The organism is Saccharothrix coeruleofusca, from assembly GCF_014648515.1.
GTDB classification, from domain to species: domain Bacteria; phylum Actinomycetota; class Actinomycetes; order Mycobacteriales; family Pseudonocardiaceae; genus Actinosynnema; species Actinosynnema coeruleofuscum.
Genome location: NZ_BMRG01000017.1, coordinates 1,592 through 16,683, shown reverse-complemented (window position 1 = coordinate 16,683; position 15,092 = coordinate 1,592). Strand labels below are relative to the sequence as shown.

At 70.4% G+C, this 15,092-nt stretch carries 15 protein-coding genes; 8 read left to right on the top strand and 7 right to left on the bottom strand.

Annotated elements, in window-relative coordinates; genetic code table 11:
- The coding region (locus IEZ00_RS37290) for a LacI family DNA-binding transcriptional regulator (RefSeq protein ID WP_229796191.1) at positions 1 to 529 on the bottom strand (529 nt) is incomplete at its 3' end.
- A 302-nt stretch (positions 530 to 831) separates the two neighbouring features.
- Between IEZ00_RS37290 and IEZ00_RS29100 the strand changes: the two genes are divergently transcribed.
- The 4 genes from IEZ00_RS29100 to IEZ00_RS29085 all read left to right on the top strand — a co-directional run bounded on the left by IEZ00_RS29100 (position 832) and on the right by IEZ00_RS29085 (position 5,014).
- On the top strand, positions 832 to 2,016 hold the full coding sequence (locus tag IEZ00_RS29100) for an extracellular solute-binding protein (protein WP_229796190.1): 1,185 nt from the start codon (positions 832 to 834) through the stop codon (positions 2,014 to 2,016).
- On the top strand, positions 2,016 to 2,870 hold the full coding sequence (locus tag IEZ00_RS29095) for a carbohydrate ABC transporter permease (RefSeq protein ID WP_189226559.1): 855 nt from the start codon (positions 2,016 to 2,018) through the stop codon (positions 2,868 to 2,870). The genes IEZ00_RS29100 and IEZ00_RS29095 overlap by 1 nt, the downstream gene beginning before the upstream one ends.
- Positions 2,867 to 3,685, top strand: coding sequence for a carbohydrate ABC transporter permease (locus tag IEZ00_RS29090; RefSeq protein ID WP_189226558.1), 819 nt, complete (start codon positions 2,867 to 2,869; stop codon positions 3,683 to 3,685). Before IEZ00_RS29095 ends, IEZ00_RS29090 begins: the two co-directional genes overlap by 4 nt.
- A gap of 273 nt (positions 3,686 to 3,958) precedes the next feature.
- A complete protein-coding gene (locus IEZ00_RS29085) occupies positions 3,959 to 5,014 on the top strand; it encodes a LacI family DNA-binding transcriptional regulator (protein WP_189226557.1) in 1,056 nt (351 codons plus the stop codon).
- On the opposite strand, the gene IEZ00_RS29080 is transcribed toward IEZ00_RS29085, so the two are convergent.
- Together IEZ00_RS29080 and IEZ00_RS29075 are read right to left on the bottom strand one after the other, a co-directional pair.
- Positions 5,011 to 5,694, bottom strand: coding sequence for a hypothetical protein (locus tag IEZ00_RS29080; RefSeq protein ID WP_189226556.1), 684 nt, complete (start codon positions 5,692 to 5,694; stop codon positions 5,011 to 5,013). The genes IEZ00_RS29085 and IEZ00_RS29080 overlap by 4 nt on opposite strands.
- Positions 5,679 to 6,965 (bottom strand): lytic polysaccharide monooxygenase, encoded by a 1,287-nt coding sequence (locus IEZ00_RS29075; RefSeq protein ID WP_229796189.1) that lies wholly within the window; start codon positions 6,963 to 6,965, stop codon positions 5,679 to 5,681. The genes IEZ00_RS29080 and IEZ00_RS29075 overlap by 16 nt, the downstream gene beginning before the upstream one ends.
- 127 nt (positions 6,966 to 7,092) lie before the next feature.
- On the opposite strand from IEZ00_RS29075, the gene IEZ00_RS29070 reads away from it, so the two are divergent.
- Complete coding sequence (locus IEZ00_RS29070) at positions 7,093 to 7,989, top strand: PfkB family carbohydrate kinase (RefSeq protein ID WP_229796188.1); 897 nt, start codon at positions 7,093 to 7,095, stop codon at positions 7,987 to 7,989.
- A 340-nt stretch (positions 7,990 to 8,329) separates the two neighbouring features.
- On the opposite strand, the gene IEZ00_RS29065 is transcribed toward IEZ00_RS29070, so the two are convergent.
- Positions 8,330 to 8,893 carry a TetR/AcrR family transcriptional regulator gene (locus tag IEZ00_RS29065; protein WP_189226555.1) on the bottom strand — a complete coding sequence of 188 codons (564 nt, stop codon included), beginning with the start codon at positions 8,891 to 8,893 and terminating at the stop codon, positions 8,330 to 8,332.
- Between the two features lie 72 nt (positions 8,894 to 8,965).
- On the opposite strand from IEZ00_RS29065, the gene IEZ00_RS29060 reads away from it, so the two are divergent.
- The 3 genes from IEZ00_RS29060 to IEZ00_RS29050 all read left to right on the top strand — a co-directional run bounded on the left by IEZ00_RS29060 (position 8,966) and on the right by IEZ00_RS29050 (position 11,210).
- On the top strand, positions 8,966 to 9,460 hold the full coding sequence (locus IEZ00_RS29060) for an FBP domain-containing protein (protein WP_189226554.1): 495 nt from the start codon (positions 8,966 to 8,968) through the stop codon (positions 9,458 to 9,460).
- A 115-nt stretch (positions 9,461 to 9,575) separates the two neighbouring features.
- Complete coding sequence (locus tag IEZ00_RS29055; protein ID WP_189226553.1) at positions 9,576 to 10,574, top strand: C40 family peptidase; 999 nt, start codon at positions 9,576 to 9,578, stop codon at positions 10,572 to 10,574.
- Between the two features lie 78 nt (positions 10,575 to 10,652).
- On the top strand, positions 10,653 to 11,210 hold the full coding sequence (locus IEZ00_RS29050; protein WP_189226552.1) for a hemerythrin domain-containing protein: 558 nt from the start codon (positions 10,653 to 10,655) through the stop codon (positions 11,208 to 11,210).
- A gap of 90 nt (positions 11,211 to 11,300) precedes the next feature.
- Here IEZ00_RS29050 and IEZ00_RS29045 read toward each other — a convergent pair whose 3' ends face one another.
- The 3 genes from IEZ00_RS29045 to IEZ00_RS29035 are packed head-to-tail and all read right to left on the bottom strand — an operon-like array spanning position 11,301 to position 14,941.
- A complete protein-coding gene (locus IEZ00_RS29045) occupies positions 11,301 to 13,148 on the bottom strand; it encodes a CheR family methyltransferase (protein WP_189226551.1) in 1,848 nt (615 codons plus the stop codon).
- 42 nt (positions 13,149 to 13,190) lie between these two features.
- On the bottom strand, positions 13,191 to 13,919 hold the full coding sequence (locus IEZ00_RS29040) for a hypothetical protein (RefSeq protein WP_189226550.1): 729 nt from the start codon (positions 13,917 to 13,919) through the stop codon (positions 13,191 to 13,193).
- Positions 13,916 to 14,941 (bottom strand): chemotaxis protein CheB, encoded by a 1,026-nt coding sequence (locus tag IEZ00_RS29035; protein WP_189226549.1) that lies wholly within the window; start codon positions 14,939 to 14,941, stop codon positions 13,916 to 13,918. The genes IEZ00_RS29040 and IEZ00_RS29035 overlap by 4 nt, the downstream gene beginning before the upstream one ends.
- Positions 14,942 to 15,092 lie beyond the last annotated feature (151 nt).

Genomic DNA, 15,092 nt, shown 5'->3' with positions numbered 1-15,092 from the left:
TCACGGCGATCCTGCGGTGCCCCAGCTGGATCAGGTGCTCGGTGGCGGACAGGCCGCCCGCCCAGTTCGTCGCGCCGACGCTGGGCACGTCGGGGTGCGGCAGGTCGACCGGGTCGATCACCACGACCGGGATGCGGGAGTCGGCCAGCACCCGGCGGTCGGCCGCGGTCAGCTGCGAGGTCACCAGCAGCACACCCGCGCGCCGCGCCTCCACCAGCGAGGTCGCCCACGAGGCGTGCTGGCGGGGTCTGGCCATCGAGGAGACCACCACGTGCAGGCCGGAGTCGACCACGCCGCGGATGATCTCCACCGCCCACGGGCTGTCCAGCGCGGTGAAGACCAGGTCCACCAGCAGGTGGCTGGAGCCGCGGCGGGAGCCGACCGGGACGTAGTCGTACTCGGCGAGCAGCTGCCGGACCCTGGCTCTGGTCTCGGCGCCGACGTCGTCCTTGCCGTTCAGCACTTTGGAGACCGTCGGCAGCGACACTCCCGCAGCCGCGGCGATGGTGGCCAACGTGGCTCGACGCATGCGCCGATAGTATCGAAACTAGATCGAAACACAAGAGTGATGCTTTGAGCTGCTGAAATGGGTTGTCTCAACACGCCCAAGTGACGCTTGACACCTGGTGTTAACCCCCCTAAGGTCTGCGCAAGTCGTGGATGTTTCGAAACTTTTCGACGCCACGGAATTCCGCAGCGTGGCAGAAGGGTGGCGGTCGCATGTCCCGCCGATCTTGGACGCGTCCCCTCATCGCGATGGGGCTCGTCACGGCAGCAGCAGTGCTCTCCGCATGCGGATCGGCCGGTCCGGCCGGTCCCGCAGGCGGCGGGGTGAAGATCTGGGCGCTGCAGGACCAGGTGCTCAACCCGATCGAGCAGAAGTCGATCGACTCCTTCAAGGCCGCCGGTGGCAACGGCTCGCTGGAGACCTTCGGCAACGACCCGTACAAGCAGAAGCTCCGGGTCGCCATCGGTTCCCCGAACGCGCCCGACGTGTTCTTCAACTGGGGCGGCGGCAACCTCAAGGAGTACGTCGACGCGGGCAAGATCGCCGATCTGACCCCCGTGCTCGACCAGAACCCCGAGCTGAAGAACGCGTTCATCCCCAGCGTGATGGACGGCGCGAAGATCGACGGCAAGCAGTACGGCATCCCCATGCGCGGTATGCAGCCCGTCCTGCTGTTCTTCAACAAGAAGGTCTTCGCCGAGGCGGGCGTGCAGCCCCCGAAGACGTGGGACGACCTGCTGTCGCTGGTCGACACCTTCAAGAACAAGGGCGTCCAGCCGATCTCGCTGGCGGGCTCGCAGGCGTGGACCGAGCTGATGTGGGCTGAGTACCTGCTCGACCGCATCGGCGGTCCCGAGGTCTTCAAGGCCATCCGCGACAACGGCGCGGCGGGCTGGAAGCACCCGGCGGTGCTGGAGTCGCTGACCAAGCTGCGGGAGCTCATCGACCGCGGCGGCTTCGGCGACAACTTCGCCTCCGTGGGCTACGACATGGGCGGCGCCTCGACGATCATGGCGCAGGGCAAGGCCGCGATGCACCTGATGGGCTCCTGGGAGTTCGTCAACCAGCAGGACCAGAGCCCCGACTTCGTCAAGAACGGCGACCTGGGCTGGACCGCGTTCCCGGCCATCCCCGGCGGCAAGGGCGACCCGAGCAACGTGGTCGGCAACGCCAGCAACTACTACTCGGTGACCTCGGACTCCAAGCAGCTCGACGCCGCCAAGAAGTTCGTCTCCACCACGCTGCACGAGGACTCCTACGTGCAGGCGCTGATCGACGCCGGTGACGTGCCCGCGGTGGTCGGCGTGGAGGACAAGCTGGCCAAGGCGCCCAACGCCGACTACACGACGTGGATCTACAACACCGTCAAGGAGGCCAAGCACTTCCAGCTGTCCTGGGACCAGGACCTGCCCGCCGACGACGCGACCTTCATGCTGACCCAGCTGCAGGAGCTGTTCCTGAAGAAGGTCTCGCCGGAGCAGTTCGTCAACGCGGTGGCCGCGCGCTGATGCAGTCCCAACGACCGTCCAGCTGGTACGCCGTGCCCGCGTTCGCCTTCTTCGGGCTGTTCGCGGCACTGCCCATGGTGCTGGTGGTGTACCTGAGCTTCACCTCGTGGCAGGGCCTGGGCACGCCGACGTTCAACGGGGTGGCGAACTGGTCCAGGCTCATCTCCGATGGAGAAGCCCACGCGTCCATGGGGCGGACCTTGCTGCTCATGGTCGTGTCCTGGGCCGTCCAGACCCCGATCGCACTGCTGATCGGGGTCTGGGCGGCGGGCAAGCAGCGCTCCCGCGCGGTGCTCAGCTCCATCTTCTTCCTGCCGCTGCTGCTGTCCACCGCCGCGATCGCCCTGCTCTGGCAGGCGCTGCTGGACTCCAACTTCGGCATCTTCGCCGGGGGTCCGCAGTTCCTCGGCGACCCGGACATCGCCATCTACACCGTGGTGTTCGTGATCTCCTGGCAGTACATCCCGTTCCACACGCTGCTGTACCAGGGCGCGGCTCGGGGCATCCCGGCCTCGCTCTACGAGGCGGCGATCATCGACGGGGCGGGCAGGTTCGGCCGGTTCTTCAACATCACGCTGCCGCAGCTGCGCTACACCATCGTGACCTCGTCGATCCTGATGCTGGTCGGCTCGCTGACCACGTTCGACACGGTGCTGATCCTGACCCAGGGTGGCCCTGGCACCGCGAGCCGGATCATCCCGCTGCACATGTACATCACCGGCTTCAGCGGGTTCGAGATGGGCTACGCCAGCGCGATCGCCGTGCTGCTGGTGGTGCTGGGCACGGCGTTGTCGGTGATCGTCACGCGCGCCACGGGTTTCCGGGCGATGAGCAGCCAGCAGGAGGGTTCGTGAAGTCGCGCCCCAACTGGCCCGCCGGGCTGTTCGCCGTGGCGTGGCTGGTCATCGTCCTCGGGCCGCTGGTGTACGTGCTGACGGCGAGTCTGCGCAGCCGGGCGGACTACCTGACCAGCGGTACCCTCGCGGTGCCGGAGAACCCCACGCTGGACAACTACACGACGGTGCTGACCGGCGGGTTCGCGCAGTACCTGCTCAACAACGTCATCGTCACCGTGGCGACGGTGGCCATCGTGGTGCTGGTCGGCGTGCCGTGCGCGTACGCGGTGGTGCGCGGCACGGGCCGGTTCGTGCAGCGGGGGTTCACCCTGCTGCTGGCAGGCCTGGCCATCCCCGCGCAGGCCGCCATCATCCCGGTGTACCTGCTGATCACCCGGATGCACCTGTACGACACCCTCACCGCGATCATCCTGCCCACGGCGGCGTTCGCGCTTCCGGTGGCCACGCTGGTGCTCACCAACAGCCTGCGCGACGTGCCGCGCGAGCTGTACGAGGCGCAGGCGATCGACGGAGCGGGTTCGTTCCGCGTGCTGGTGAGCCTGGTCCTGCCGCTGGCCAGGCCGGCGATCATGACCGTGGTGGTCTACACGGCGCTGAACGCGTGGAACGGCTTCCTGTTCCCGCTGGTGCTCACGCAGTCGCAGTCCAGCCGCGTGCTCACCCTGGGCCTGTGGAACTTCCAGGGCCAGTTCGGCACCAACATCCCGGCGCTGATGGCCGCGGTGACGCTGTCCGTGCTGCCGATCTTCGTGGTCTACCTGATCGGCCGCCGGTTCCTGCTCAGCGGTCTGACCGCGGGCTTCGGCAAGTAGTCCTGCCCGTCCGGAGCGGGTCCTCGGGGTGCTCCCCCGCGGACCCGCTCCGGCGTTTCCGGGGTAGTCGGAACCCGATTGGTCCAGACCGCACCGGGTCACCCGATCGTGTGAGCGCTCTCCTCGTTGCCACGCCACGCGAATGTTGCCGATAGTTTCATGGTCATTAACGATTGTTTTCGACTTCGCGCAGTGCCGATTCATGCCAGAGAACCACAGGAGAGCATCGCGGCTGGGGGTCAGAAGTGCACCTCGCTGCCGTAGACTGCGCCCATGCCGACCAAAGCCGACCCGTCCTCCCCGGATGGCACCGCACCGGGCAAGATCACCATCGCGGATATCGCGGCCGAGGCCGGGGTTTCGGTACCGACAGTTTCGAAGGTGATGAACGGTCGGGCGGACGTCGCCCCGCACACCCGCGAGCGCGTCGAGGCCATCATCCGCAGGCACGGCTACCAGCGGCGGGCCGACGAGCGGTCACGGCGCTCCAACCTGGTGGAGCTGATGTTCCACGAGCTGGAGAGCGCGTGGGCGCTGGAGATCATCCGGGGCGCCGAGCAGGTGGCCGCCGACAACGGCCTGGCGCTGGTGCTCTCCGAGTCCCAGGGGCGGCTGACCCCCGGCCACGGCTGGCTTGAGGGCGTCATCGCGCGCAAACCGCTGGCGGTCATCTCGGTCTTCTCCGACCTCACCGGCCAGCAACTGGCCAAGCTGCGCGCCCGCGACATCCCGGTCGTGGTGGTCGACCCGATCGGCGAGCCCGACCTGGACACCCCGTCGATCGGCGCGACCAACTGGAACGGCGGGCTGACCGCCACCCGGCACCTGATCGAGCTGGGGCACACCAGGATCGCCATGATCGGCGGGCCCGAGCGCGTGCTGTGCAGCCGGGCGCGGGTCGACGGCTACCGCGCCGCGCTGGAGACCGCGGGGCTTCAGGTCGACCCGGACCTGATCCGCTACGGCGACTTCCACGTCGCCTCCGGGCACCGCCAGTTCGCACCGCTGCTGGACGGCCCGAACCGGCCCACCGCGGTGTTCGCGGGCAGCGACCTGCAGGCGCTGGGCGTCTACGAAGCCGCGCGCGCCGCCGGGCTGCGGGTGCCCGAGGACCTGAGCATCATCGGCTTCGACGACCTGCCCGTCGCCCAGTGGGTGGGCCCGCCGCTGACCACGATCCGCCAGCCCTTGCAGGACATGGCAGCGGCGGGCACCCGTCTCGCCATCACGCTGGCACGGGGCGAGGAGCCCGAACACCGCCGAATCGAGCTCGCCACCTCGTTGGTCGTGCGGCAGAGCACCGCACCGCCGCGCGGACGAGCCGTCTAGTGGTGATGCCCCGGCGGCTGGATGTAGACGCAGCCCGGTGCTTCAGCTGGAAGTGTGTGGCCTCCTCCGTCCTCCGTCCCGCTCTCCGCTGTCGACGTGCCGCCCGTCGCTGACCCGCTGTTCGCCGTCGAACCGCCGTCCGTTGTCGGAGCGCCGTCGGCTTCCCGAGCGCTGTTCGCCGTTGAAGCGCTGCCCGCTGCCGGGCTGCACCGCAGGTGGTGCAGCCCCAGTGACTCCAGCCCCAGCGTGCCGCTGAGGGCGAAGCCGTTGCCGAACCCGAAGTCGGGGTCGTCGCCGACCTCCCCGCTCGCCCGCGCGGCCTGCCAGGACTTCTGGAACTCGGCCAGCCGGTCGCGGTGGAACACCACCAGCCCCAACCGCTCGTAGGGCCCGACCTTGCAGGTCGCCCACTCGGCCACGTAGGGCGCGTAGAGCTTGGTGCGCAGCGGGCCGAGGAACTCGGCGAACTGCTCCATGGTGCGCTGCTCGGCCTGCGCGCACTCACCCGTCTTCTCCCGCAACCACTCCGCGATCTGCGTCGTCGTGGTCAGCGGCGGTCCCAGCGCGGTCGCGCCGAGGGTGGGGCCGGAGGTGGTGGAGCCGCCCGCCGAACAGGCGGCCGACCCCACCAGGAGCGCGGCCGCGGCCGCGCAACCCCCCAGCATCACGCCGACGCGCACAACGCTCCGTTCAGGGTGAACGAGGCGGGCTTGGCCGGGTTCCCGCCCGTCGTGCCGTTGAAGCCGAAGCTGACCGAGGACCCCGGCGCGATGTCGGCGTTCCAGGTCATGCCCTTCGCGGTGGCCCTGCCGCCCGCCACGGCGACGTCGGCCGACCACGCGCTGCCCGCGATCCCCTCGCCGGAGGGCAGCTCCCAGCTCAACTGCCACGCCTTGACGGCGCTGGAGCCGGTGTTCTTGACCGACACGTTCGCGGTGAAGCCGCCGGACCACACGCTGGGCGTGGCGTAGGAGACCGCGCACTCGCCCGCCGTGCCCCCGCCACCCGCGGTGGTCACCGACACCGCTGCCGACGGCGGTGAGGTGTTGCCCGCCGCGTCCCGCGCCACCACGTAGAACTGGTAGGTGGTGCTCGGGGTCAACCCGGTGATCGTCGCGGAGGTCGTCGAACCCGAAGCCACCTGCACGTCGGTCGCGCCCGCCTCGCGGAACACCTGGTAGCCGGTGACGCCGACGTTGTCGGCGGACGGCGACCAGCTCAGCGCCACGGAGTCGGCCGACGCGGTCGCGGTGGGCGTGCCCGGCGCGGTGGGTGCCTGGCCGTCACCGCCGCTGCCGCCGGTGAAGATCACGTCCGAGCAGCTGTAGAACGCCTCGGGGCTGTCGGTGCGCTGCCAGATCGAGTAGATGATGTGCCTGCCGGTCTTGTTGGGCAGGGTGGCGTTCCAGGAGTACTCGCCGCTGCCCAGCGGCGGGTTGAGCACGCTGTTGAACGGCGCGGGCTCCAGGTCCGACCACTTCAGCGGCTTGGTGACGTCGAAGCCGTCCTTGGTGACGTACTGGTCCCAGGTGCCAGGGTGCGGGGCCCAGGCGTTGTAGCGGAAGGTGATCGGCGCGCCCGCCCGCAGCGTGGTGGTCGGCCAGTCGTCGCGGGCCAGGTTGTAGGCGTCGTACTTGGTGCTGGGCCCGCACAGGTCGCCGTCGGCGATGATCTCGCGGTGCTTGCCCGCCGCCTGGCTGATCAGGTTGCCGTACCAGTCCCACAGCGGCTGCTTGCCGCCGATCGCGACCGCGGCGACGCACGCCGGGTTGGTGGGGTTGAGGTCGCCGCCCCCGCCCGCCCGGCCGTCCTCGTAGCAGGCGTAGGTCCGGCTGGCCGGGTAGGTCATGGACCCGTGGGCCATCGCGACCCCGCCATGGCCGAACACGGTGGTCACGCCGACGACGCCGAGTACGGCCGCGGCCAACGCCCCTAAGCGCTTGAGTCGCAACGTGTCTCCTTCAGATCCACGGTGATCTGGGAAATCTGGGAGCGCTCCCAGTTCCACACGATCGCACCCGTGCGCCACGACGTCAACAGCGTGTTTCGGCCAGGGCACGCCGGGTATCGATCCAGTCATGCGGATCGCGGTGGTCGGACAGGTCGCGCGGGACCTGGTGCTGGTCGTGCCGCACGTGCCCGACGCGGGCGGCTCGGCGCCGGTGCGGCAGCGACGCGAGATGCTCGGCGGCAAGGGCGCCAACATCGCCGTGTCGGCGGCGCAACTGGGCGCGTCGCCGGTGCTGGTGGGCGTGCTCGGCGACGACGAGGTGGCCGACCGGCTGGTCGAGCAGCTGACCGCGGACGGCATCGACACCTCCGCCCTGGTGCGCAGGCCCGACACCACCACCGGGCTGGTGGTGGACGTGGTGTGCGACGGGCGGTACCGGTACTTCGAGGACCTGCCCGAGTCGGTGCTGCTGGCGCCCGCGGACGTCTCCGCCGCGGCCGACGCGCTCGCCTCGGCCGACGCCGTGGTGGTGCAGCTCCAGCAGCCCGGCGAAGCCGCGCTGGTGGCCGCCCGCGCCGCGCGGGGACTGGTCGTGCTGGACGGCGTGCCCTCGGACCGCGTGGACGAACTGCTGGCCGCCGCCGACGTGCTGCGGGCCGACCACCAGGAAGCCGAACTGCTCACCGGGCACCCGGTGGACGGCGTGGACGCGGCGCTGCGCGCGGGGCGCGAACTGCTGGAGCGCGGACCGTCCGTGGTGGCGCTGGAGGTCGGCGGAGAGGGCAACGCGTTCGTCTGGCGGGAGGGCGAGCTGTTCCTGCCGCTGGACGACGTCGAAGTGGTCGACACCAGCGGCGGCGGCGACGCGTTCGTGGCCGCGCTGACCGTCGCGCTCGTCGGCGGCGCGGACGTGCCCGAAGCGGCGCGGCGCGCGGTGACCGCGTCCGGCAAGACCGTGGACCACCCCGGCGGCCGCCCAGATCTGGCCCCCTCCCCTCGGGAGTCGAACGCCCAAGCCGTGTGAGTTCAACGCCCAGGTCGTGTGAGTTGAGCGTTCGGGCACGGTGAGTTGAGCGTTGGGGTTGGGTTATCCAGCAAAGCGGCGCTCGCGGGGCCCCACTGCGCGCGCGCCGGTGCGTGGGCAAGTACTACCCGAGGGGGCTGGGAGGGTCGGTAAGTACTGCCCGAGGTGGGTGAGGGCGGGGGGCGGAGTGTCCGAACGCTCGGTTCGTGGTGTCTGGACGCGCTACTCGCGTGGGGGGCGACATGCCCAACACGCCCATGAGTGGGTGACACCGGGGGCGGCGTGGCCGTCCTGAGCGTTGAACTCAGGGGTCCTGAGCGTTCGACTCGCGGGGGTGGGGTCAGGCGGGCCAGTGGCGGAGGGTGGTGTCGAGGACGTCGAGGAGTCTGTCCCAGGAGGACTCGATCTCGCCGGAGTGGTCGAACCCGCCGGAGCGCTCCAGGCTCACGTAGCCGTGGAAAGCGCTGTGCAGCAGCCGCACGGCGTGCACCTGCTCGGACTCGGGCACCTCGTAGCCGCGCAGGATCGCCCGCGTCATCTCGGTGTGCCTGCGTCCCGCGCTGGCCGCCGCCGTCTCCGCGTCGAGCCGGAGTTGACCCGCGGCGTACCGGCCGGGGTGGCGCTTCGCGTAGTCCCGGTAGGCGTTGGCGAAGGCCACCAGCGCCTGCTTGCCCGACCGGCCAGCCACCGCGTCGGCGGCCCGGTCGGCGAGTTCGGCCAGTGCCAGCAGCGCCACCCGGACCCGCAACTCCTGCGCGTTCCTGATGTGCGAGTACAGGCTCGCGTCCTTGACGCCGAACCGGCGCGCGAGCGCTGAGACGGTCACGTTCTCGAAGCCGACCTCGTCGGCCAACTCCGCCGCGGCCGTGGTCAGCCGCTCGGCGGTCATCCCCACCCGTGCCATGTGTCCCCCTTCACTCTGCCTAGAGATAATAGTCATTTGCCTAATGCCTCTAGGAAACCTACCGTCGTACCCGTGAAACCAGTGACCGAGCGTGACATCCGCGCCTCCTTCATCAATTGCACCAAGGGCGAGGCGAAGCGGCTGGCCGTGCCCAAGGACCTGGCCGGGCGGCCGTGGGAGGACTTGGACTTCCTGGGCTGGCAGGACCCCTCCTCGGCGGAGCGCGCCTACCTGATCACCGAGTCCGGCGACGGGTTCGTGGCGGTCGCGCTGCGCCGGGCGACGCCGGCGGCCGGGCAGGCGCGGCGCAACATGTGCTCGTTGTGCCTGACCACGCACACCGGCGGAGGTGTCTCGCTGATGACCGCGCGCAAGGCCGGGCGCGGCGGGCAGGCGGGCAACTCGGTGGGCGCCTACATGTGCTCCGACCTGGCCTGTTCGCTCTACTTGCGCGGGAAGAAGGACGCAGGCCCCGGCAGCAGGCTCCACGAGTCGCTGTCGCTGGAGGAGAAGGTCGAGCGCACCACCGCCAACCTCGCCGGGTTCCTGGCCAGGGTGGCCGGATGACCGACGGGGCGCGTGAACCCCGTATGGACGAACCCGGCTGCGTTCCGTAACCTGTCCGAGACCCGAGGACGTAACCCATTCGGGCTACACCCGGCACGAGGAGGATTGCGCGAACGTGGCGTCGCACCCCGCAAGGCGCAGCGTCCGCGCGGCACTGGCGGCCACCACGGCCGCCGCCGCGCTGGTCGCCGGACCACTGCCCCACGCCGCGGCCGATCCCGTGCCGCCCAACGCGTCGGACGCGCTGAAGAAGTACAACGAGCTCTCCACCGAGGCGGAGAAGCTCAACGAGGAGCACCTGCGGGCGCAGGAGGACCTCAAGGCCAAGCAGGGCGAGCTGGACCAGGCCAACCGCGACCTGCAGCAGGCCAGGCAGGCGCAGGACGCGCTGCGCGGCGAGGTGGACCTGCTGACCGAGGCGTCCTTCGAGGGCGCCCGGTTCAGCCAGCTGTCCGCGCTGCTGGTCAGCGACTCCCAGCAGGACTTCCTCGACCGGATGAGCGCGCTGGGCGTGCTGGCCGCCGACAACGCCGCGGCGCTGGACGGGCTCGGCCAGGCCGTCGACAAGGCCGACGACGCGCAGCGCCGGGCCACCGAGGCCACCGCGGCGGCGACCAAGCTGGTCGACGAGATCGCGGGGCGCAAGAGCGAGCTGGACAAGCAGGTGGGCGAGGCCCGCGAGCAGTACCGGTCGCTCAGCGCGGCCGACCGGGCGGCGCTGAGCGACCTGGGCGACACCAGCGCCATCCAGGTCCCCGCGGGCACCGCGGGCAAGGCGCTGCAGTTCGCCCTCCAGCAGCGCGGGAAGCCCTACGTCTACGGCTCCAACGGCCCCGACTCGTGGGACTGCTCCAGCCTCATGCAGGCCGCCTACCGCTTCGCGGGCGTGTCGATCCCGCGCACCACCTACGGTCAGGCCACCATCGGCCGCGCCGTGGGGCGCAACGAGGTCAAGGCGGGCGACCTGGTCATCTACTACTCCAGCCAGTCGCACGTGGCGATGGCGATCGACGGCATCCGGGCGGTGCACGCCTCCACCGAGGGCGTGCCGGTCAAGATCGCCGACATCGACTCGATCGGCCCGGTCAGCGTCATCCGCCGGGTCGAGGGCTGATCGGGGAACGAGGCTTAGAACCACCTCGTCGGGGGGTACACCGCGCCGGTAGGCAAGATCCCCGAGGAGGAGGCGGCCGTGGCGGTCGACGTCGTTGACCTGATCATGCAGGACCACCGCGAGGTGGAGCGGCTGTTCGCTGAGCTGAAGAACCACCCCGAGAAGCGACCGCTGCTGGTGCCCGTGCTGGCGGCCGTGCTGACCGCGCACAGCCGCGCCGAGGAGGCCGAGGTCTACCCGGTGGCGCGGGACGAGGCGGGCGAGATCGACGAGGTCGCCCACAGCCAGGAGGAGCACGTCGAGGCCGAGCAGCTGCTGGCCCGGCTGGCGGCCGCCGACCCGTCGTCGCCGGAGTTCGAGAGCCTGCTCGACGAGGTGGTCGAGTCGGTCACCCACCACGTCGAGGAGGAGGAGTCCTCGGTGCTGCCGGGGATGCGGGAGAAGCTGTCCGCGCGGCGCAGGCTGGAGCTGGGCGAGGCGTTCGCCGCCAGCCGCGCCCGGCACCTGGGCGAGATGCCCGGCGAGGCCACCAAGGAGGAGCTGCTCGCGCAGGCGCGCAACGCGGGCCTGACCGGGGTCGCGGGCAAGAGCAAGCAGGAGTTGACCGAGGAGCTGAAGTCCGCGGCCTCTTCCTGAGCTGTCGCCACCCCTGGTCGCGATCACGCTCGGGTCGGGCACGGCCTCGGCGTCCGCGACCAGGGGTGCTCGCCGGAATCCCGCAGGACTTCAGGAACTCTGCTCCATCACCAGGATCGCGCCGTTGGGCGTGTCGGTGTTGGAGCGCAGCGAGCTGCACACCACGCGCACGGTGACCTCGCGCCCCTTGCGGTTGACCGCGGCCATCTTCATCTCGGTCAGGTACGCCGCGTCGGTCAGCGCGTTGCGCACCACCGGGCGCAGATCGGCGACCGGCAGGCCGATGTCGAGGTTGAGCAGGTGCTCGCCCTCGGCCTCGTCGCGGCGCACCCCCCACAGCTCCTCGGCGCCCCGGTTCCACGCCAGCACGCGCATCTGCAGGTCCAGCACCACCACGCCGGGGCGCAGCGAGGTGAGGATCGACTCCAGGAAGTCGTTGACCTGGTCCAGTTCCAGGGTGCGCTCGCGCAGCGTGTCGTTGATCGTCTGGAGCTCGTCGTTGGTGGACTGCAGCTCCTCGTTCATCGTCTCCAGCTCTTCGTTGGTGGACTGGAGCTCCTCGTTGGTCGTCTCCAATTCCTCCACTGTGGACTGGAGTTCCTCGTTCGTGGTCTCCAGCTCCTCGTTGGTGGACTGCAGCTCCTCGTAGGCCGATTCGAGCTGGCGGTTGGCGTACTCCAGGTCCTCCAGCAACCGGCGGGCCGAGGTCACGTCGTGGAAGACCACCGACACGCCGATGAGCGTGTTGTCACCGGTGACCAGCGGGTTGATGTGCACCTCGAACCACAGCGACTCCCCTGCGGCGCGCGACCACTCGACCTCCTTGACGCGCAGCGCGCGCCGTTCCAGGCGAGCCTGCTCGACGTAGCCGCGCAGCTCCACCGGCCGGTAGGACAGGTCCAGGTCGCGCAGGGGCCTGCCGATGTCCTTGGCGCTCAGCCCGAACATCGCCTGGGCCTGCTGGTTGACCAGCGCTACCACGTCCTCCGCGCTGACCACCACCTGGGCCACCGGGCTGGCGGAGAACGCGTACTCCCGCAGCTGGTCCAGCCCGCCCAAGTCGATCCGCCGGTCCTGCACGTAGCTCTGGGTCACGAAGTGGGCGGTTCCCCCCACACCGCTGAGGGCCTTGCGGAACAGGCGGTGCTTGAGGTCCACCGGGTCGAAGATGCGGCTGTGGCTGAGCAGCATCTCCGCCTTGCCCAGGAACAGCACGCCCCTGGGCATGAGGGCGAAGTGGAACCGGCCCAGCACCTTGGCCTGCGTCTCCTGGTTGAAGTACATCAGCGTGTTGCGGCACACCAGCAGGTCGATCCGCGAGATCGGCGCGTCCTGCACCAGGTCGTTGCGGCCGAAGATGACCGACCGGCGCAGGTCCTTGCGGAAGGCGTAGCGCCCGTTCTGGGGCTCGAAGTACTTGGCCACCAGCTCCGCGGGCACGTTCTGCAGCTCGCGCTCGCCGTAGAGCGCGTGCCGGGCGTGGGTGAGCGCCTCGTCGTCGACATCGGTGGCGTAGATCTTCACCCGCTGCCGGAACCGCTCCGGGCCCACCGCCTCGGCCAGCACCATGGCCAGGCTGTACGCCTCCTCCCCGGACGCGCAGCCCGCGCTCCACACCCGGATCGGGTCGTCCGGGCCGCGCTCGGCCAGCAGGGTCGTCACCACGTCCTCGCGCAGGAAGTCCCACGCCTCGGCGTCCCGGAAGAACCCGGTGACGTTGATCAGGATGGTGTTGAACAGCGAGTTGAACTCGTCGGCGTTGACCTGCAACTGGTCGATGTAGTCGGGGTAGTTGTCGATGCCGACCTGCGTCATCCGGTGGCGCACCCGCCGCATGAGGCTGGTGCGCTTGTAGCCGGTGAAGTCGAAGCCCCGGCTCTCTTTGAGGTAGCGGAGAACTTCCTCGAAGTCGTCGTCCGGTGCCAGGCGTTCGCTCACGGCCCGCAACGCTACCCGGATTCCCGACGGCCGCTCGACCGCCTAACCGTCCAGGACCGCCCAGACCACCTTGCCGCCCCCCGGCCACGGCGAGTAGCCCCAGAACCGGCTGACCGCCTCGACCAGCTGGATGCCGCGCACGCCCGCCTCGGGGCCTGCGGCGACGCGCGCCGTGGGCGGGCTGTTCGAGCCGTCCCGCACCGCGATGACGAGCCGGTAGCCGCGCAGCTCCATCCGCAGGTTGGGCGCGGAACGCGCGTGCCGCAGGGCGTTGTCGACCAGCTCGGTGGCCACCAGCACCGCGTCGTCGGCCAGTTCGTGGACCTCCCAGCGCTCGCAGGTCGCCCGGACGAACTGCCGCGCCATCAGCGCGCTCGCGGGCGACTCGGGCAGCTCCACCTCGTCGCGCCTGCGGTGGGGCGGGTCCTCCACCACGGCCAGCGCCTCCTCCAGCGAGGCGAAGTGCGGGACGAACCGGCCCGCGCCGCCGCTGGCCAGGGCGTGGCGGTGCGTATCGGACTCCCCGACCAGCATGATCCGCACACCCGGCCACTCCGAGACGCGCATCCACACCGTGGAGAACACCGACATCACCGCGGGGGTGGCGAACTCGAAGTCCTCGCCGAGCCGCACGACCACCGCGGAGGGGCCGGTGACCGCGCACTTGAGCAGCCCGTCGCGCAGGGTGCGGTAGGTGGTCAGGTCGAGCCTGCCCTCCGGGCGGACCACCACCACGTTGTCGACCTCGGCCAGGTCGAGGGTCAGGCTCATCCGCTTCGCTCCGCGTTCGACTGCCTGTTGAACAACCCGCTGAGCAGGTGGTCGCGCAACACGTCGGCGGCGTCCTGCGCCTCCCGCTCGGTGTGCCCGTAGCGGTCGGCCAACCACCGGTTACCCCTGGCCTCGGCTTCCCTGCCCATGCGCTTGGCGAGCTTCACCTTCTCCTCCAGGGTTCGCAGAGCCGTCCACAGCGCCTTCTCCAGCGACACCGCCTGCGCGTCCAGCAGCGCTTCCGCGGTCCAGGCGTGGCCGACCTGGCAGCGGAAGCGCTTGTGCTCGGCGTCCAACTCGATCAGGGTGCCATGGCAGTCCGGGCAGCTGAAGTCCGAGGGCGTGCCCATCTCGTCCACCTCACCGGGGGTCGCACCCCCACCACCGCCCGCCAGCCTGGCCTCCAACCGCAGCAGCTCGGGCATCCCGGCGTCACCGCCGGTCTCCACTTCCTGGAGGGCGTGCTCCCGCAGCAGGAACCCCATCTTGCCCACCGGCTGCACCTGCGCGTCCGGGACGTGGCGCAGCACGCTCTCGGGCATCCCCCGGTACAGCGCCTCCTCCGGGTCCTGGACGACCGCCAGGCCGCCGCGCGAGACGATGGCGACCACACCCGCCGTGCCGTCGTCGAGGGTGCCCGACAGGATCACGCCGATGGCGCCCGCGCCGCGCGCGACGGCGGCGGAGCGGAACAGGGCGTCGACCGCGGGCCGGTGGCCGTTCTCGGTGGGGCCGTGCGAGAGGCGGAACTCCCCGTCGACCACGAGCAGGTGGTGGTCCGGCGGGGCCACGTGCACCCGCCCCCTGACCACGGGCATTCCGTGACGTGCGCTGACGGCGGGCAGCGGACCGCTGCGGTCCAGGATGGCGGGCAGCGCGCTGGTGCCCCCGGCGGGCAGGTGCAGCACCACCGCGACCGCCGCGGGCAGGTCCGGAGGCAGGTTGGCGACGAACCCGCGCAGCGCTTCGACCCCGCCGGCCGACGCGCCGACGACGATCAGGTCTCTCGGCACGAGCGGCATCCGATCACCTCGCCCGGTGGTTACCCCGCGATGACGGGACGTACTCGTTAACATTTTCGTTTCAGAACCGATGCGAACAGGGCCGGTGGTGATTCCGTGGGCAGCGGCGAGCTGTGGAGTCCCGGCGCGGTGGCCAGGATGCTCGCCATCT